Annotated in this window: 15 protein-coding genes; 7 read left to right on the top strand and 8 right to left on the bottom strand. The window is 28.5% G+C overall.

What is annotated here, in order from left to right; all coding sequences use genetic code 4:
• Positions 1-293 precede the first annotated feature (293 nt).
• The gene (locus JJE79_RS02330; RefSeq protein ID WP_222926023.1) at positions 294-1,100 is read left to right on the top strand and encodes a lipoprotein 17-related variable surface protein; all 807 of its coding nucleotides are present in this window, start codon (positions 294-296) and stop codon (positions 1,098-1,100) included.
• 201 nt (positions 1,101-1,301) lie between these two features.
• Positions 1,302-3,119, top strand: a complete 1,818-nt coding sequence (locus JJE79_RS02325) for a lipoprotein 17-related variable surface protein (protein ID WP_222926022.1) — start codon at positions 1,302-1,304, stop codon at positions 3,117-3,119.
• 15 nt (positions 3,120-3,134) lie between these two features.
• Here the strand turns inward: JJE79_RS02325 and JJE79_RS02320 are convergent, their stop codons facing one another.
• A complete protein-coding gene (locus tag JJE79_RS02320) occupies positions 3,135-4,550 on the bottom strand; it encodes a glycoside hydrolase family 1 protein (RefSeq protein WP_222926021.1) in 1,416 nt (471 codons plus the stop codon).
• A 186-nt stretch (positions 4,551-4,736) separates the two neighbouring features.
• Between JJE79_RS02320 and JJE79_RS02315 the strand changes: the two genes are divergently transcribed.
• The 4 genes from JJE79_RS02315 (at position 4,737) to JJE79_RS02300 (ending at position 11,418) form a co-directional block, all read left to right on the top strand.
• Positions 4,737-6,710 carry a hypothetical protein gene (locus tag JJE79_RS02315; protein ID WP_222926020.1) on the top strand — a complete coding sequence of 658 codons (1,974 nt, stop codon included), beginning with the start codon at positions 4,737-4,739 and terminating at the stop codon, positions 6,708-6,710.
• Between the two features lie 21 nt (positions 6,711-6,731).
• Positions 6,732-7,406, top strand: coding sequence for a LemA family protein (locus JJE79_RS02310; RefSeq protein ID WP_222926019.1), 675 nt, complete (start codon positions 6,732-6,734; stop codon positions 7,404-7,406).
• A gap of 252 nt (positions 7,407-7,658) precedes the next feature.
• On the top strand, positions 7,659-9,308 hold the full coding sequence (locus JJE79_RS02305; protein ID WP_222926018.1) for a hypothetical protein: 1,650 nt from the start codon (positions 7,659-7,661) through the stop codon (positions 9,306-9,308).
• A gap of 394 nt (positions 9,309-9,702) precedes the next feature.
• The gene (locus JJE79_RS02300; protein WP_222926017.1) at positions 9,703-11,418 is read left to right on the top strand and encodes a hypothetical protein; all 1,716 of its coding nucleotides are present in this window, start codon (positions 9,703-9,705) and stop codon (positions 11,416-11,418) included.
• A gap of 102 nt (positions 11,419-11,520) precedes the next feature.
• Here the strand turns inward: JJE79_RS02300 and dhaM are convergent, their stop codons facing one another.
• The 7 genes from dhaM to JJE79_RS02265 form a co-directional block, all read right to left on the bottom strand.
• Complete coding sequence (gene dhaM / locus JJE79_RS02295) at positions 11,521-11,919, bottom strand: dihydroxyacetone kinase phosphoryl donor subunit DhaM (protein ID WP_222926016.1); 399 nt, start codon at positions 11,917-11,919, stop codon at positions 11,521-11,523.
• Positions 11,920-11,928: 9 nt separating this feature from the next.
• Positions 11,929-12,540 (bottom strand): dihydroxyacetone kinase subunit DhaL, encoded by a 612-nt coding sequence (dhaL, locus tag JJE79_RS02290; protein WP_222926015.1) that lies wholly within the window; start codon positions 12,538-12,540, stop codon positions 11,929-11,931.
• A gap of 2 nt (positions 12,541-12,542) precedes the next feature.
• Positions 12,543-13,535, bottom strand: a complete 993-nt coding sequence (dhaK, locus tag JJE79_RS02285) for a dihydroxyacetone kinase subunit DhaK (RefSeq protein ID WP_222926014.1) — start codon at positions 13,533-13,535, stop codon at positions 12,543-12,545.
• Positions 13,536-13,646: 111 nt separating this feature from the next.
• On the bottom strand, positions 13,647-15,173 hold the full coding sequence (gene glpK, locus JJE79_RS02280) for a glycerol kinase GlpK (RefSeq protein WP_222926013.1): 1,527 nt from the start codon (positions 15,171-15,173) through the stop codon (positions 13,647-13,649).
• 18 nt (positions 15,174-15,191) lie between these two features.
• Positions 15,192-16,346, bottom strand: coding sequence for a type 2 glycerol-3-phosphate oxidase (gene glpO, locus JJE79_RS02275; protein WP_222926012.1), 1,155 nt, complete (start codon positions 16,344-16,346; stop codon positions 15,192-15,194).
• A 12-nt stretch (positions 16,347-16,358) separates the two neighbouring features.
• On the bottom strand, positions 16,359-17,207 hold the full coding sequence (locus JJE79_RS02270; RefSeq protein WP_255565814.1) for an MIP/aquaporin family protein: 849 nt from the start codon (positions 17,205-17,207) through the stop codon (positions 16,359-16,361).
• A gap of 366 nt (positions 17,208-17,573) precedes the next feature.
• Positions 17,574-18,557: an NAD(P)/FAD-dependent oxidoreductase gene (locus JJE79_RS02265; protein WP_222926011.1), complete on the bottom strand. Its 984-nt coding sequence runs from the start codon at positions 18,555-18,557 to the stop codon at positions 17,574-17,576.
• Between the two features lie 63 nt (positions 18,558-18,620).
• Here JJE79_RS02265 and JJE79_RS02260 point away from each other — a divergent pair, with 63 nt between their 5' ends.
• A complete protein-coding gene (locus JJE79_RS02260; protein WP_255565813.1) occupies positions 18,621-20,321 on the top strand; it encodes a hypothetical protein in 1,701 nt (566 codons plus the stop codon).
• The last annotated feature ends 1 nt before the right edge of the window (position 20,322 follow it).

Below are 20,322 nucleotides of genomic sequence, written 5' to 3'. Positions count from 1 at the left end.
GTCTAGGTATTTTTTTATATAAACACAAAATCAGTATAAATTTAAAATAATTAAACTTATTTTTTTATGGAATAACTAAATAATTTAAATAAAATACTTTATTTTAAATATCTTTTTAAGAATAAAAATAAAACTAAAAACAAAAAAAAAAAAAAACGGTTGTTTTTCTGAAAATCTCAATTTTTTAGAATATTTGAAGATTATTTTTGTTATAGATTTGTGAATTTACAGAATCATTTTTTCAATTTTAAGTTCTGTAATACACATGATCAAAAACATATCTTAATTAGGAAATGAAAAAGAAAAATATTTTTAAATTATTTAGTCTACTAGGACTAGGTTCAGTAGTTGGTTTAGCTGCTGCTAGCTGTGCTGAAGCTTCTAAAGATGTTTCAAAAACTGACGCTGAAAAAGTTTTAAACGCATTAACTGAAGCTAACATTGAATCTTACAAAAAAGGTTCTAATGGTCAAGATGAAAAAATCACTGCAAAAGCTGAAGTTGAAACTAAAGATATTTCTAAATTTGAATTAGTTAAAGCAGAAAAAGACAAACTTACTGGTTGAACAGTAACAACAACTGCTAGTGCAACTGATATCAACGCTACTGATGCTGCAGCTGGTGAAATCAAAGTAACTGTTAAAGCTGTTAAAGGAAGTGAAAATGCTTCTAAAGAAATTAAGGTTACTGGATTCAAACACACAGTTAAAGCTGAAACTGAAACTGGAACAGGAACTGGCACTGGCACTGGAACAGGCGCTGGAACAGAACAAGAACAACAAAAAGAAGCTACTAAAGATGATGCTGATAAATTCTTAAAAGCATTAACTAAAGAAAGCTTCAATGTTGCAAAAGAATTAACAGCTGCTAATGCTACAAAAGAAAGCTTCCCATTAACAGAAGATGCTAAATCTAAATTACCAAAAGATTGAGAATTCTCTGTTACAAAAGTAGATAAAGTTAATGACAATTCATCTAAATTAACTTTAAGCCTAGCTAAAAAAGATGCTACTGATGAAAAAGATAAAGCAAGCTTAGAATTCACTTACGACTTCACTGCTGCTTCATCTACACAACAAAGCGGAAGCTCACAAAAATAATAATTAAATAACAAGTTATTATTTGACTAAATACCTAGCTCGTCTAGGTATTTTTTTATATCTACCCCCAACCAATCAACTATCAATAATTCAAAAAAGATAATCTATAGAATTATCTTTCTTATATAATAGAAGTGATTTATTTTTGAAGTTAGATTTATATATTTCTAGGTAAAAGCCTAGATTTTATTTTCTAAACAAATGACAAAAAAGAAGAATATTTTTAAATTTATTAGTTTACTAGGTATAAGTTCAGTTATTACTACAACGATTGCTAGTTGTAGTAATAACAACAATAGATCGATTATTTCAGATGAAAATCAAGTTAATGAATTTTTCAATAATTTAAAAGAAGAAGATTTTGTTCTAACTGATAATCAAAACACGATCGACAAAACTAACACTTCAGTTAAAAATATTGATGCTAACCACTTTACACTAAAAGATGACAAACTAATTAGTCCAGAATGGACTAAAGAAATAAGCATTGTTTCAAAAGATCCATCAAAAGGTGAAGTTGTAATTAAAGTTGTTTATTCTAATAGAAAATCTAATCAATCTAAAACAACAAAGAATATTACTATTAGAGGTTTTCAAACAGAAGAACACAACAATCAACAAACTCTAAGTGATGCAGTTAACAAACTTAATGCTAATAGTTTTGAGTGAGTTGATAATAATCAAAAACTTGATATAGCTACTAAAAAAGCTAGTGAAGTTAAAAATAATATCGTTAAGTTAAAAGCTAACGCTATTGATGCTAAGTTATTAGCTAATTGAACAGTTAGTTATCAATTAACTAATGCTAATGACACTAAAGGTTCATTAGATTTAACTGTTAAATTTTCTCAACAATCTCAACAAGATATTACTAAGAAAATTACAATCCATGGATTCAAATCAATTAGCTTAGATATTGCTAATAAAATCTTAGTTAATACAAAGATTAATGAAGATCAAAAAACAACAGTTAAGGCTTTAAAATTAGATACAGCAGGATTTAAGAATTTAGTTACATTAAATAAAGAAGTTACATCTAACGGTGTTAAAACTAATGGCTTTAATGAGTTATTTACTAAGATCTTTAATGATAGTGCTAAGAAATTAACTCAAGATAAAGATGGTGTAGATTCATCTGATCTTTATTTATCTGGATCATTTAAAGTTCAATCAGCTTATAAAGAAAATAAAGATGACTGACAACTAACTTATCACCTTGTTTCAAAAGATGATAATAATCCAGTTCTTATTAAATCTAAGAAGAATGCAAACATTGAGATTGCGGTTGATAATTTAGTTATCAAAGACTTATTACCTGATTCAATTCATGTCTTTGTATCAAGTGTGTTTACTAATGAAACTACTTTTGATGCTAAGAATCGTGATCAATCAAACGTTGATGCTTATAAAGAATTAGCAAAAACTGATAGCACATATAAATATGATGCTAAAACTAACCAAATTAGCATTAATATTGAAGGCGATAAACCATATACGATCAACCCAATTAAGATTCCTTATATTGGTGCAAATAATACTGAACAAGTATTGTTTAAGGTTCAATACATTTTTGATGGAACTAAGATCTATATATCTGATATTTTTGGAACAAAATTAAGAGTTAAGAAAGTTTTAACTGAAAAAGATAAAAGTTCTGTTGCCATTAGTTCTGAAGAACTAACTAAAATTGATTCTAAGTTAAGTATTTACTGATTAAACACCGAAAGAAATCCTAGAGATATTGATGGTGGAGGTGACTTCTTCTGAAAAGGTGGGCTTGATGAAAATTTAATTACATCAACAGAAAAAAGCCTGGGAATTCCACAATTGCTTCATGTAACAGGTAACACCAAGTTCATTATTAACGATGATAAAGGAACAAATTACTTGTTATACCCAAGAATCTCATACAAAGAAGCAAAAGATCGAACTAACTATTTATGACTAAATGCTGTAACAATCTTACACATTTCAGCCAAAGAAAATAAACCAGCAGAAAGCACTGCTAAACCAAGTTAATTAATATCTAATTAATTATTTAAAATCAGTTTTAATCTTTTGTTGATATCAATAATATGATTTCTTCTTATAACGCTTAAGCGTTCCAGAACCATCATCATTACGATCAACATAAATTAATCCATAACGCTTAGACATTAAATTGCCAGAGACACTAACAACATCAATTGGACTTCACATCAAGTAACCAATAATGTTAATGTTATTGTCTCTGGCTTTGTTTACTTGATCAATATGTGCTTGTAAATATTCAATACGATAATCATCATTGATCGTATTGTTTTCATTTAATTGTTCAATTACACCAATTCCATTTTCAACAATAAAGATTGGTTTTTGATAACGATTATTAATTACATTTAACATGTAATATAAACCTGTTGGATCAATTGTTCAATTAAATTCAGATTGTTTTAATTTAGCATTCTTAAAGCGTTTTTCAGAATCACCAGGAATATAAAATGGTGTTGGATCACAATAATTAGCTTTATTCTTATCTGATGAAACCGTTCATGAAAAATAATAACTAATTGCAATAAAATCAGATGGATATTTATTAATAATATCTAATTCATTCTTAGTAATATTTAATTTAATCTTATTAGTTTTTAGATAAGCATCAAACCATGCTGGGTATTTGCCATTACCCATCACATCACTATATAAGAAGTTTTCTTCATTTTTTTGGTATGCCAATAAAATGTCAGCTGGATCACTACTATCTGGATAAATTGGTGTGGCTAATAACATACAACCAACCATAATTTCTGGATTAATTTGTTTGGCTAACTTTACCACCTTAGCATGAGCATACATCATGTTGTGAATTGTTTGTAATAACATCACATCATCAACTTCTGATTTTTGCTTAAATATCCCGCTAGCTAATAAGGGATATTTAAGCATCATATTAATCTCATTATGCGTAATGAAATACTTAACATCATTCTTAAATGTTGTTAGGATTGTTTTTGCATATTTAACAAATTGATTAACAACATATTTATCAAAAAAACCGTTATGTTTTTTTGCTAAATAAACAGGCATCTCATAATGATTTAAAGTAATCATTGGTTCGATCTTATATTGCTTTAATGTTTTAATTAATTTCTTATAAAACTCTAAGCCTTTTTGGTTGGGTTTTGTTTCATTACCATTAGGATAAATGCGTGATCAAGCAATTGAAAAGCGAAACATCTTTAAACCCAGTTCAGCCATCAATTTAATGTCTTGTTCGTAGGTATGATAAAAATCAATACCAACAAGTTTAAGATTATTCTTATCTGGTTTATTAGATAACATTCCCCCTGGTCCATTTAACATCAATTCTTGGATGTTAATGCCCTTATTATCTTTTTGGTATGCCCCTTCAATTTGGGTAGCAGCAGTTGATCCACCCCAATAAAATTCTTGCTTCTTATTTTTTGCCATAATCAAAACTAATTCTTATATCTTTATAAATATTTTATAAAGATAAGAATAAATGCTTAATAATAAAAAAGCATTATTAAGCATTTTTGGATAACCAGATAATGCTTTGGTTATTTTTAAGAGTTCGATCTTGATACACAAAAGGTTGATGATTTATTAAAATGTATAATTTTAATAACTGATTCTATGGAAACAAAATACAACGAACTCAATCAAGAATTAACTGACAACGATCAAGGTGTTAGTCATCCAATTAATCAACAAAATAAAAGTTATTTATTAAATCCAACACAAGTAACTGTTGATCCAATTAATAACTTTTATAAGAAGATTAACAACGATGTGCCATTAATTCTTGATGAGTATTTAAATAATTTATTAAATGCTAATAATAAAGAAGTAAATCAGCAAACTGATTTAAGAAATCAGATTAGCAATCTAGAACATGCAATTGAAAACGAGAAAAAAACCAATAAGATTCTTGGTAGAAAAGTTGCCAACTTCTTTATCTTTGTTTCGTTCTTTTTAATCTTGGGATTATTCTTAATGCCAATCTATTTAAAAAATAGAAAGATCATTAAAGAATTTGAAAACAACAAATCAGATAAGTTAGCTGAAATTAATTATTTATTTGATCAACATAAAAAGTTATCATTACAATTTACCAATCAATTATCGTGTCACACGATAATTGATTATGTATCTAAAAAACTAGGGCTTGGTTATGAGAATAATTGTAACCAAACATTATGGAATTTTTATAATCGTCAAGATGGGTTTTTAAGCATTAGTGCTTCGATGATTTTTAAGTATAAAAACACACCGATCATTAATTCTTATGTCAAGCTTTTAAACTTCAGAGACATCATAACGTTTAACACGATGACATTTCCATATCAAGCTGTTGAAACTTATTATGACGGTGATGGTCTAAGAACGAGAACAGTAACACGATATGAAACCTTAAAAGCCACTCATATTGAAAACACGCCGTTTGTTGATTTTGAACAAAGCTTGTTATTATTAACCAACTTTAAGAATAATCTTGATATTGTTACAGATCAAAAGAAACACTTAAAGTTTGAAAACTCAGAGTTTTCAAAACTTTATAAGATTAATACCAACAACGATATGATTGATGCTGATGTGATGGAGTTTTTCACAATCAAAGCACAAGAAGATTATGTTACTTGGTATCGCCAATTCCCGAATAATGCGTTGAATTTTTCAAAAATTGGCGATCATTTCAACTTAATGCCACCAGATGATTATGTGGTTGATGCGATTAATACTTCATATAATTTTAATTCAGTTATCAACGATCGTTTTGATGATATTAATGTTGCTGCTAACAAGGTTAAAAATATTATTTATTCATACTTTGAACAATTAGCTAGAAGCATGATGTCAGCCATGTTATCACCAACAATCAACCGTGAATGGTATAACTTTGATAACCAATACAAGATTGCTAATGAAAACAATTTTGCCACCAAAATCACCAACCAAAAAGAATTAAACTATAACTACATACTATCAAGAATTGATAAACCAGAAAATTTGTTCTTCATTAATGAAGAACCAGCAAGACGACCATGAATTAAGGTTTTAAAACGTCATAATAATGCTGATGGGTTTGTTGAATTTGATTGTTTATACCAATCATACCGTTCAGAAATTCTAATTGATTATGTAACCGTAGTTGGTGCGCACGTTGGACCTAAAACAATTCCTGTTGAATTTGAACGTTTCTTTGATATTACTGAACCTAAGAAGATTTTCTTCTTACCAAAAGAACAAAATAAGAACAATCATACCTTCTTGATTTCATCAAATTTAGATCAGAGTTATTATGATCTATATAATGAAATAACTAATAAGCAAGATAATCCGACATTTAATAATTGAACTAAAAAGATTAAGTTATGATTATTAAATCCTCATCAGATTATTAAACAAAACCAAGAAGATTATTATGCTGAAATCTTAGAACAAATTCGTAATAATTACGACCCAAGAATCTCGATCGAAGCTAATGATGATGGGTATTTCATTATTGTTAACCCTGTCAATAATGATGAATTAAAAAATGTTGAATTAAACGGTATCATTCGCAAATTAAAAAATCTTTTATTAGAATTAAAAGAGTTAAATGATTAATATAATGGAGATATAAATAAAATGTTAGTCGATCCAAATAAAAAAACTGAAGCAGGATTTAATCCTAATGTTGATAACACAACATTTTCTTCTCAAGCTAGTAGTGGTGATGTTGGTTTATGATGATTCTTATATATCCTTAGTTGATTAACAATTATTGGTGGGATTATTTTAACGGTTAAATGATACCAATGAGGTAATAGCTTTAACCGTCAACAAGTTGAAGTAAACCAAGCTGCCAGTGCGATTGATGTTAATCTAACTAAAAGAAAAGATATGTTAATCAAACTGTTAGAAGAAACTAAAGGTTATATGAAGTTTGAAAAAGAAACGATGGAAAACATTACCAAACTTCGTTCAATGACTAATGCTGGAACTGATATTACCAAAGCTAATGAAAATCAAAAAATTATTGATACATTAAGCCGTGATATCAGAATTAACTTTGAAAACTATCCAAACCTTAAATCTTCATCAGTAGTGGCTGAATTAATGAGTTCAAGTCAATATGTTGAAACTGAAATTGCTTCAAGCAGAAGATTATACAACTCAAAAGTAACAATTTACAACCAAGACTTAACAGTCTTTCCACGTTCAGTAAAAGCTAAAAAAATGCGTCTAATTTCTTTACCAATGTTTATTGCTAGTGAAGAACAAAAACAAGACGTGAAGATGGATAGCTTATCTAGTCTTTAATGATTAATTAAAACCACATTATATTAATCAATAAGTATTAAATAAACGATCTGAGTTTAATTGATTGCTATCAAATTAAAATAGCATCATATCATCTTTGTAGAAAAAAGAGGGGAGCGTCCCTCTTTTTTTAATTAAATAATAAAAATGACTAGATTATTATTTAAAAAAAGAATAAAATTAATATTATCCAATTATCTATAAATAGATAATTAAAAAGATCAAAAAAACATAATCATCTTTGAGTGAAATATGAAGAAAAAAGCTTTTTTAAATTTAGCTAATACTTTTTCAATAATTACAGCTGGTTGTTTAATATTATCTTCTTGCACAAATATTGCTAATAAAAAAGAAGAAAAACCAATTAATTCCAACCCACCAACTAAATTGCCAATTGATGGTGTTTCTAATCCTAATCTTACAAACCCATCGATTAATCCGCAAACCCCACCAGCTAGTTCAACTAATGATGATAACAAACCTCAAAACGAATTAGATGTTGAATATCAACAAGTTCAGGGTTTTATTAATTCTTTATCAGATAATTCATTTCGTGTTGTGCAAGCTAATACGAATAATATTCTTAATCGTGAAACGATTAAGGTGGCTGATGTTAGTGATAAAAACTTTATCTTATTGAATGCAAGTATTTTACCAGCTGGCTGAAAACAAAACCTTGAAGTTTCATCACGTAGTGAAGGTAATGGAACGGTATCAATTAAAGTAAGTTTTAGTAAGAAAAACAAAACCGTTCAATCAAATGAGATTATGTTTAGTGGTTTTAAATCGATTGCCACATCAATTGATGGTGCAATTTTTGATGAGATCACTGTTGGAGCTAAAAACAACCGACAAACTAAAAAAGCAATCAATCTAGGTAATGTTAATTACAAAACAATTATTGATCTAAATAAACAAACCCCAGTTTGACCAGATGGATCAGCTAGCACTAAGAATGGTTTTAGTGATTATTTTGTTAGCGCACTAAGCCAACAAAAGATTGAAAAAATTAAACAAACATATCCTGAATTTAAAAAAGAAGATATTTATTTAACAGGCTCTGCCTCTGTTAGTTTATTGTGAAGAGATGAAGGGCAATATCAAGTAAGTTTTTATTTAGTGCCTAAAAAAGGACATAGCTTAAAGATCAAATCAAAATCATCTGATTTTGAAGTTGATGTTCCAGGGTTGGTTGCTAAAAACATCTTACCTGATGATATTGATATTACAGTTGGAACATTAGATATTGATGGTTATGCTTTCTTTGATCCAAAAAACCAATCAAATCTAGATGCTTATAAAAAAGAAGCACACCAACCTAATAGTGCTTATGTTTTTGATGAAGTATCTAACCGTATTAAATTAAAAGTTGATAATGATAAAGAGTTTAAAATAAACTCAATTACAATTCCATACATTCCACCAAAAAATAATACCAAGATCTTATTTAAATCTCGATATATCTATGATGGTATTAAAGTAGAAGAAGATTTCTATCGAACTAGATTAAGAGCTAAAAAAATTGTTCGTGGTAATAATTTAACTAGTGAAGCTGTTAGTTCAGATGAATTATTACAAAGTGATAATGAATTAAAAACATATTACAGTAATACTTCTAATACCTTAAAAGATAATGAAGCATTCTTCTGGAACGAGTTTGCTTTACAAATCTTTGGATCTGATAATCGTGAAGATGGTAAAGGTAGAAGTCAATTAAAAGACTCTAGCACTGCACCTAGAGCTAATCGAGAAGAATTAATTGATTCAAATAGAGAAGAAGCAACTAACTATTTATTGTTTTCAAGAATTGCTTACAACAGTATCAACGAAGAATTGTTTGATAAATATTTATGATTAAACACAATAACTATTCTTCACATCAAAGGTCCAGCTGGTAAATAGAATAATCATAAAAACCACACTTATTTAACACGTTAAATAAGTATAAGAGATTTAAGAAATTCATCGTTTTTATCGATGATTTCTTAATTTTTTATTTATTATTTTTTAATTTAATTCAAATAATATTTACTTAAATATTTAAGTAAAAACTAAGCTTAAAATTGTTAATTGATAACAACTTTAATCAGTTTAAAAAAATCTTATTGTAAATAAATCAAAAAGGGTTTAAAATAGAATTAAATAAAATAATGATGTAAAATATAAATTTGATTAGTTTTGTTTTACATAAATATGGTATTTAATAAACAAAAATAATAAAGCTCATCATTTTATTTAAGAGATTAAGAACAAAACTATAAACACGATTTATTCATTAGTTAAACAGTTATTAAATATGAAAAAGAAAAATCTAGCAAAAGCATCTGCATTCTTATCTGTTTTTTCTATCGTAGGGATCATTGCTTCAAGCTGCACTAATGTTGTTTGAAAAGAGCAAGTTTTAGACAATAAAAACCCAATAGATGATTATAAAAACAAGAACCCAATAAATCCTAATCCTCCTGTTAGCAATCCCACTGAACCAACAGTTCCAGTTGATGACAATTCAAATTCAATAGTTGATCAAGCTAATGCGGTTTTAGCAATGCTAAAACCTCAAGATATTGTTATTGAAAACGGAACTAAGAATGTTAAGGCTAAAAGTTTAACTCCTGATAAATTAAGTGTTCATTTAGATAGTAAATTTGATTCATTTAATCAAGAATTCAAAATTATTTCAGCTAATGATGATGAAGGTATTGTTAATACAACATTAACATTACGTGACAGACAAGATGCTAGAAAAAGATCAAGAACTTTTTCATTTAAATTAGAAGGTTTTTCAAATAAAGTTAATGATGTTGCGATTGACTTTATTGATAATTTCTATTCAAGAGATATTAATATTGGTGATGCTAAATATGTTAGTTTTGAAGATCTAATGAAGCAAGAAGCAATCACTACTTCTTCATCAACTAGATTATTAGAAGATGGTGCTAAAACTTCTCATTTAAACAATTTATTCCACGAAAAATTCAAAGATGTTTCTAATTCTCAACAATTCTTTGTTGAAGGAAGAATGACAGTTAATGAATCACCAACCAAAGATGAAGCAGGTAATTCTGTTGTTAAATTAACTGGTTTAGATGGTGGCAAAATTACAGTTACTAACAACAAAGCTGGTGATGAATTAATCGAATTCCAAATTAATAGCATTACTGCAATTAACTTAAAACCATCACAATTATCTGTTCAATTAGCTTATGGTGATCAGTTCTCAACTAATAACTTCAATGTTTATGACACAACAAGCGAACTTAACCACAAAGTAGAAGCGGGCAAAGGTTTAGTTTTCCCTGGAGATCAAAAATCAAACAGAGGTGATAGATGAGGTGTTGACGGAGATGCTAACCGTTTATGGATTGAAAGAAGATTTTATCGAGTTGGCAAAGATAATTTAGGGGTAAAAATCGAAAATACAGATTGATCAATAAACCCACTTCAAATTCCTTATTTATCAACAAGAATTGGTGATTATAAAATTTGAGCAACTGTTAAATATGGCATTGATGGAAAATTTGTTCCAACTGATGCGTATGATTTTGAAATCTTTGCTAAAAAAGTTCACGCAAATGACTATGGTTATCCAGTAACAACAGAAAATGTTGGTAACGATAAAAGATTCTATGTTATACGTAATACAATCTTAACTTTATTGTTTAGTTATATCGGAACTTACAGAAACAACATGAATAAGTTCTTGGAAGAAACAATTGATCGATCAAAATTATTATCATTTATTACTTATGGTGATACCCTTGATGAAAAAACAGGAGCAAAAGCGACAGTTGATTCATTTGATAGTTCTAAGAACACTTATGAAAAAGGTGGTAACCCAATGGTTGATTCACCTCTTAAAAATGAACAAGGTAAATACGATGACTGAAGAATTAGTTTACGTGATGATGTGTCAACTAACTATGTCTTCGTTGTTGGTTTAAAATCTAAATCACAACCTGATGCTAAATGAACGGTTTATCCAAACATGACTTTCTTAACTGTTAATAGATAATCTGTTTTGAAATTTTAATAAATTTCTAACAAACAAAACAAAAAGACATCAACGCTTAATTGATGTCTTTTTTGTTAAAAATATCCGTAAATTTTGAACAAATTAAACTTTTTTAAGAGTCTTTAATTTAGCTAATTCATCAAGAATTTTGACCATCACATTATCTTGTTCAACATTCAACGAAACAGCAACTAATGCGCCTTCAACAATTGGAGCATCAGCCATAATTACTTTTGATTTATCAAATTGTTCATCTAAGAATTCTATTGCCATTTGAGCATTTAGAATTGATGATCCAATATCAGCAAAAATTAATACTCCTTCATCAGTTCATGCTTGTTGAATTGCTTGTTTAATTTTTAGTGGATCTGAACCAAAAGTATTTTCATCAATGCCACTCGCATTGATGATTTCAAACTTAGCAAACTTCATTTCATTAACGAAGTTAATGATTTCAGCTCCTAGTTTGTAATTATGAGAAACGATTACAATACCAACCATAGTTTTATTTTATAAAGACTCATAAACTGTTTTAATTATTAAATAACTAGAATAAGCACCTGGATCAATATGATTTTTTGAACGTTCATTAAGATAAGAAGCTCTACCTTTGGTTGCAATTAGTTCTTTAGTTTTTTCAACACCTAGTTTTGCTGCTTGTTCTGCATGTTTGAATGCTGTTTTAAGATCATTATTCTTGATTGCTAATGTATATGCTTCATAAGCTGGAATAATTACATCTAACATGGTTTTTTCATTAATCTTAGCATTACCCCTAGATTGAATTGCTTTGATCATTTCTTCTCAGATCATAGTGATTACATCATTATTTAATTGTTCAACTGATTTAAGATACATTCCTGCTTTAAGAAAAGCGCTTCCATAAATTGCTCCACTAGCTCCGCCAACATTTGAGATTAAAGTCATTGCCACTTTATTAAATATTTCAGCGATATTTTTATCATCTAAATTCTTTAATTCGATTTGAACTTTTTCAAAACCTCTGGCTAAATTAATGCCATGATCACCATCACCAATAGCACGATCTAGTTCAGTTAAATAGTCTTTATTTTCAATAATAACTGCGGCTATATTGTTGAATACTTTAATTACATTGTTCATAACTATACCTTAAAAAATCCTGCATCTGATTTGTGATCCAATAACGCTTTTGTGGTTTTATTTAACTTACATAAAGTAATTGAAAAACCTTCCATATCTAATGAAGTCATGTAGTTATTAATAAATGTTTTATAAACATTTATTTGATGCTTAGATAAGATGCTAGATACTTTGTTGTTTACAATAAATAACTCAGTATTAGTTGTAGCTCCCAAGCCATTAATCATAACTGCGATTTCATCGTTCTTATTAAATTCAAATTCAGTTAATAATTTATTCATCATATAAGCAACATGATCATCAGCTGAACTAAATTTTTCTTTTTGAATACCTGGTTCTCCGTGAATACCAACTCCCATTTCAATTTCATTATCATTTAGATCAAAACTTAGTTTTTGAGATGTCGGAACATAACAAGGTTTAATTGCCATACCAATTGTTTTGATGTTGCTAACTAGATTATTGCCAAGTTCTTCTAATTGTTCTAATGAATAATCCAATTCTGCAGCAGCACCTAAAATTTTATGAACTAATACAGTTCCAGCAACACCTCTTCTTCCGATTGTATATGTTGAATTTTCAACAGCAATATCATCATTAACAATCACTTTTTTAACATCAATATTTTCAGCCAGCGCTATCTCAGCTGCCATCTCAAAATTCATGACATCACCACTGTAATTTTTGATGATTAACAAAACACCTTTATTAGAATTTGTTGCTTTAATTGCTTCATAAATTTTATCAGCACTAGGTGAAGTAAAGATATCTCCGCAAACTGCTGCATCAAGCATTCCATAACCAACATAACCTAAGTGAGCAGGTTCATGTCCGCTACCTCCACCAGAGATCAATGCGACCTTATTTTGTTTTTTATTTTTTCTAATTACAATGGGTAAATTATCAAGTTGTTTTACTAAATTTTTATAACCAGCTACATAACCAGATATTGCTTGATTTAATATATCGTTAGGATTATTAATTATCTTTTTCATATTTAAATTTTTTAATTTGGATAAAATTTAATTTTTATTAAAATTTACCGTTAATTTTTAATATTTTAGTATTAATTAGATTAATAAAAATTATTAGTTTTTTAACTAAAATTATTCAATACTTTTAGTTCAACTAAGCGTTCTTTTAACAGCTTCGTTTCAACCTTTAATTTTCTTATTAATTTCAGCTTGATTTAAGCAGGGTTTAAAGGTTTTTTCAACCTTATAAATTTTCTTAATCTCATCAAGAGAATTTCAATAATTTACGGCTAAACCTGCAAAAAATGCTGCACCTAGTGCTGTTGTTTCTACACTAATTGGACGTTCAACATCTAGATTACAAATTGATGATTGAAATTGCATTAAATAGTTAGAATTACTAGCACCACCATTAACCCTTAGAACTTTAATGTTTTGTTCTAAATCTTTTTCCATAGCTTTTAGTAAATCATAAGATTGATAAGCAATGGCTTCTACTGTAGCTTTGATGATGTGTTCTCTTTTTGTGCCACGTTCTAAACCAAAGATAGCACCTCTTGAATATGAGTCTCAATAAGGAGCACCTAAACCAGTAAATGAAGGAACAATATAAACATTTTGTTCTTCTTGTTGTTCTGCTAGATCACAATAAAAATCACACTCAGAAGCGCTGTATAAAATTTTGATTGAATCTCTTAATCATTTAATTGCAGAACCAGCAATAAACACTGAACCTTCAAGAGCATAAATTGTTGGTTGATTTTTAATTCTTCAAGCAATTGTAGTTAATAACCTATTTTTAGATTGGATCGCTTTTGTTCCTGTGTTGATTAAAGCAAAACAACCTGTGCCATAAGTGTTTTTAACCATACCAACATCAGTGCATAATTGTCCGAATAATGCTGCTTGTTGATCACCAGCTACACCAGAGATTGGCACTTTGTGTTCTGATCGTTGTGATAAAAATCTTGGTTCACTATAACCATATAGTTCAGATGAAGATTTAACCTCTGGAAGAATTGATCTTGGAATTTCTAATAAATCTAAGATTTCTTGATCTCATTCTAATGTGTGAATGTTAAATAGCATCGTTCTAGATGCATTAGTAACATCGGTAGCATGAACTTTACCTTCGGTTAGTTTTCAAATTAATCAAGTATCAATCGTTCCGCATAATAATTTATTCTGAGCTAACTTTTTCTTAGCTGCTTCGGCGTTTTGTAAAATTCATCTAATTTTAGTTCCACTAAAATATGGGTTAATAATTAAACCAGTTTTTTCACTAATCATCTTTTCATGGCCTTGTTTGATTAGTTCATCACAATACTCACTGGTTCTTCTATCTTGTCAAACAATCGCATTATAAACTGGTAAACCAGTTTCTTTATCTCACATCACAATTGTTTCACGTTGATTAGTAATCCCGATTGCTGCAATTTCACTGGTATGAATTTCTGCTTGATTTTTAGCAGATTGCATCGTTCCTAATTGTGTTGTTCAGATTTCAATTGGGTCATGTTCTACCCAACCAGAATGTGGAAAAAATTGCGTAAATTCAGATTGACAAACTGAAACAATTTCACCCTTTTGATCAATGATTAAGGTTCTACATGAAGTAGTCCCAGAATCTAATGACATGATATATTTTTTATTGCTCATTTGATATTGTTTTTTTAATTAATAAAAGATCTTAAAGTTTGGATTATAATTTTTGTTTAAATCTAATTTTGTATCATTTTTACGCAGTAATTCTTCAATTTCTAGTGCAATAGCGGGTGCAGATGCAATAGCTGGTGATTGCATTCCAGCAGCATTAATAAAGTGATTATTTTGTTTTGCATAACCAATAACAAAATCATTAGTTTTAATATCAATTGGACGAGATCCAGCTAAGGTCATAATTGTTTTTGACATATCAAGTGATGGGATAATTTTTTTGCCAATTTCACCAATGTATTTAAACTTAGCTTCTGTTATTAATCTTGTGTCTTGTTTATCAATACCTTCTTCTGCAGTTGGACCAACTAGAACATGACCATCTAACATTGGAGCAACAACTACACCCTTACCGTGAATGGTTGGCACCATAAAACAAATTGAATTAACAATACCGTTCAATGAACGATCTAAAATCCGATATTCACCCCTTCTTGTTGTTTGTTTAAAGTCAGGATAATTAGCTAATTCAGCAATCTTATCAGCATAATGACCAGCGGCATTAATAATATTTTTTGAAGTAATTAGTTCATTATTATTAATTGTGATTTCAAATTGATCGTTGCTATATTTTATCTTTGTCACATTAGCATTTTTTCTTAACTCAGTTCCATTTTGTTGTGCTGCGCCTAAAAATGCTAATGTTGCTTTTACTGGATCAATTGCTCATGATGAAGTGCATAGCAAAGCACCTTTAACATTATGATTAATGTTAGGTTCTTTCTTTAAGACTTGTTGAGTGTTTAGAATTTGCATATCTTCTTTAAGCACGCCATTAGTCAACCCACGTTCATATAGCATATGAACATCATCCATTTCATCATCATTAAAAGCAAGAATTAATGAATCAACTTGTGCTCTTGGAAAATCTAGATGTTTGAAGATTTCTTCTCTTCACATCTTATTACCTAAAACATTAAGTCTAGCTTCAATTTTATGTGGATCTGGATCAAATCCACCATGAATTACTCCAGAATTTCCCCTTGTTGTTTCGTCAGCAAACACAGGATTTTTTTCTAATAAAACAGTCTTTAAATTATATTTTGCTAATTGATAAGCAATTACAGAACCAATAATTCCACCACCAATAATAACTACATCATATTTTTGTTTCATTTTTGATATACCTTATTTAATAATTCCGAATATTCCAACAATAATACCTGCAACCAACGGTGCTAATACAGGAACTCATGCATAATTTCAATTAGCAAACTTAGCCACCACATCATCCTTTCTGAATTTTTTAATCGTTAATCAATAAATAATTCTTGGACCAAAATCACGGGCTGGATTGATCGCATAACCTGTTGCTGCTCCTAGTGACATACCGATTGCTGATACTAAGAAAAATACGGCCACACCTTCTAATTTACCAAGTTGAATATTGCCAAAAACATTAGAACCAAGAGCTAAAATAACACCTAATAAAACCATGGTGCCAACTAGTTCATAAGCAAAGTTAAAAATCGTAGCTTTATCTTCTTTATTCTTATAAACAGGAGTAGTGCAATGCATATTTCTGATCGTGAAAATATCATTTTCTTTATCTTTTAAAAACTTAAAGTTAATGAAATTTAAAACGATCTGACCAAACATTGCGCCAGATAGTTGAAACATTAAAAAAACAAAGAAAACAATAATATAAGCACGGGTATAACTAACATTAAATGCTGCTACTGCTAACGTATAAATTGAATTATCTATAATCACTTCTTTTTTAGAACTAACAATAATATCCATCAATGTTAGTGCTGGATTTAAATGTCCATAACCATTCAGTGATGATGAAACTAATGCCCCTAAAAATACTGCAAGTCCTCAGGCAAATGCCACTAAAACATACTTACCTGGTTGGTTAGCTGACATTCTTTTAAAACTAACCGCAGCCACTACACCATTACCTAATAAGATTAATAAAGCAATTCCTAAAAATTCTGAAAACGAACGCATTCAGAATTCATATACATAGTCCATATTGTAAAAACTTCTCACCTTTCTTCTTACGCTAAGTAAGAATTAAACTAAAAGTGATTATGCATAAACTTAGTTATATTTTTTGTATCTAGATAGTTTATGTATGCAATAAAAAAATCAAAATCCAATCAATATCAAAATATTGATTATGATAATGGGTGACCAGAATTTTTTAAAAGCAGAGCTTTAAAAAAATAATGAGAAAAAATTCTGATTTATGACGAATAAAAAAATATTATTTTGTCCTAAAAAATGACAAAATAATCATCATTAATTTTTATAAAAATTAAATAGCTTTATTAGATAAAATAATTAATAAATAATGATAAAAATAATGTTGATAATATAAGTATTTATTCAACAAAATTATTTCAATAAATAATCAGTTGAACGATGATAAGGATTTAGTTCATCATTAATATGTTTGATGGCAACAACTGCTTCATTCATACCTGTAATAATTAGGTTTGGGCGTTTATTATAATTAGCAGCTAGACCAATTGCATAAACATTTTTATCAGAAGTTTGTTGGTAATCATTAACTTCGAAATTATTATTAAAATCCTGATCTAAATAATCAAAACAAGCCAATGACTTAATTGGTTTTAAACCATATTGGACAACTAAATAATCAAAATCAAGTGTTGTTTGATTTTGATTATTCTTATCAACAAAATTAATTTGATTATTGTTAATTGATACTACATCTTGATTTAAGTATTGGTTAATCTCTTTTTGATTAATTAAATCAACTAAATTTTGGTTGGCTCTGTATTTAGTGTTGCGGTGAATGATGCTTAGTGATTTGGTTATTTTTAAATCAGCCAGTTGGTTAATTAATTCGACCGCACTATCTCCCCCGCCTAAAAAAATAACTTTTTTATCTTGATAAAAACTTAAATCTTTGATTTGGTAATGAATTGATTGATGATCTTGATTTTGGATTAATTCTTCATTTAATTTAATTGGTTCAAAACCACCATTACCTGTTGCAATAATGATTTTTTTAGCACTAATTTCTTGGTTGTTTGATATTTTAATATCAAACATATTCTTATCTTCATTAAACTTAGTGTCAGTGATTAAACTATTTAAATAATAAGTAATTAAACCGTCTTTAATATAGGTTTTTTGTTGTTGGTATAGTTGGTCAATGAAGTCTAATGCTAAGATCCCATTAGTTGTGGGAAAATCATAAATCTTTTTAAATGGATATAAGTGCGTAGGTTGACCGCCAATCTGATCAGTCATTTCAATGATTGCTGAACTCAATCCTTTCATGCTAGCATAAGTTGCACAATACATACCACTAGTGCCAGCTCCTAAAATCAATAGATCGTAAGTCTTCATAATTTTTTGAATATAATATAATATTTTAGATACTTATATATTTATATAAAAATTAAGTTTTTAATGTCTAGTAGTGATAAAGTTTTTAGTCTTGATGAGAATTTCAAAGAACAAATTCTAGAAGACTTTGATGCCAACAAAGCTGAGTATTGTATTAATGCGTTTTTAACCCAACATCCAAACGCTAAAGAATATGATGTTTCTGACTTTTTAGAAAGTGCTAAAAAAAGTTATTTAAGAGCCAAAAAAAATAATATGCCTGATCATTTGTGAGTTGAACACTTACACAAATACATCAAGACATATAAGTTTGTTGCGCCGTTACAAAGAGAATTAGATAAGTTAATTCTGAATAAGAATTTTACTGATCTAGAATTAGAAAAAGCAGAATTAGCCAAACAAAAAGCTGAATTAGAAAAAGAACGCATTGCGTTCTTGAATGAACAAAATGAATTGATTCAAAACGGTAAATCAAAACACTTTGATCATATTGTTACTGTCTCTGAACACGAAGCTACTAAAAAAGACTTAGAACTAAAATTTTATAAAGAAGTAGAAGAAATCAAAAATAAACACCAAGAAGATTTTGTTAGAAGCCAAGAAGAAACTAAGAAAATCTTTGAAGAAGAGATCACAAAAATGAAAGATTTTTATGATCGTAAGATTGAAAAGATTTCTGATTATTACAACAAACTAAAAGAAAAAGTAACTCAGCTTAAAGAAGAAAATAGCAACTTAATGCACGAAATTTATGAACGTGATGTCAATACTGAAAACCAAATTGCATTAAGAACTCAGGATTATTATGCTGAAATTGATAAGATTAAAAAAGTATTACGTAATTATGAAATCTTATCATTTGAACTAAAAACTAAGGTTAAAGAAAAAGATCTTTTAGTAAACCAATTAAAAACTAAAATTAAACACAAAGATGATGAATTTAAGAAATTCATCAAAGATCAACCTGACATCGTTAACCAATTAATTAATGATGGAATTAAAGAAGGGGTTAAGATTAAGTTTGCTCAATTAGAACAAAAACTAAAACAAGAAGTTAAAGAATACGAAGAAACAGTTGAGCGCACTTATGAAAAACATAAGAACGAAGTTGATAAGATTTTAATTGCTAACGAAGCTAAAATCGAAGTAATGAAGAACGCTTTATTACAAGCAGAAGAAACAGCTAAACTTACAACTAATGAAATGAAGCGCATTAAATCTGAATATGATTTAATTGTATATACCAATCGTGAGTTAAACGAAGCAATCAAAGTTGAACAAGAAAAAAATAAAGAATTAGCAGCTCAAGTTGAATTATTAACAGCTGAAAATACTGATCTTGATAAATTAAATAATTTATTGGTTAAAAAATACAACGATAATGACCATTTATTATCAGTATCAAAATCAATTTCAGACCAACTAGATAAAATTAATGCTTCACAATTATCATTACAAAAAGTTCTAAAAATCAGTGATGATGATCGCACTAATAAAAAAATCATGGACTTAGATAAGGCAATTAACCAAGTTAATGAGACCTTTCAAAAGTCTAAAGAAATTAACAATCAACCATTAGAATTAACCAAAAAAACACCATCAAATGGTAAGATTATTGAATACTTAGATGATGATGAAGGATTAGATTCAGCTTGAGCTAAACAGTTTTCAGAAGCTAAAAAAAGAATCAAAGAAAAGAAGGATCACAAAAAGCAAAAGAAAACTCAAAAACTTTTAGATAAAAAAAATCCTGAATTTAAATAAT

It is taken from the genome of Mycoplasma sp. E35C (assembly GCF_019873825.1).
Classification (GTDB): domain Bacteria; phylum Bacillota_I; class Bacilli_A; order Mycoplasmatales; family Mycoplasmoidaceae; genus Mycoplasmoides.
Note: the sequence above shows the minus strand (reverse complement) of the source record. Positions and strands in the feature narration are given on the sequence as shown.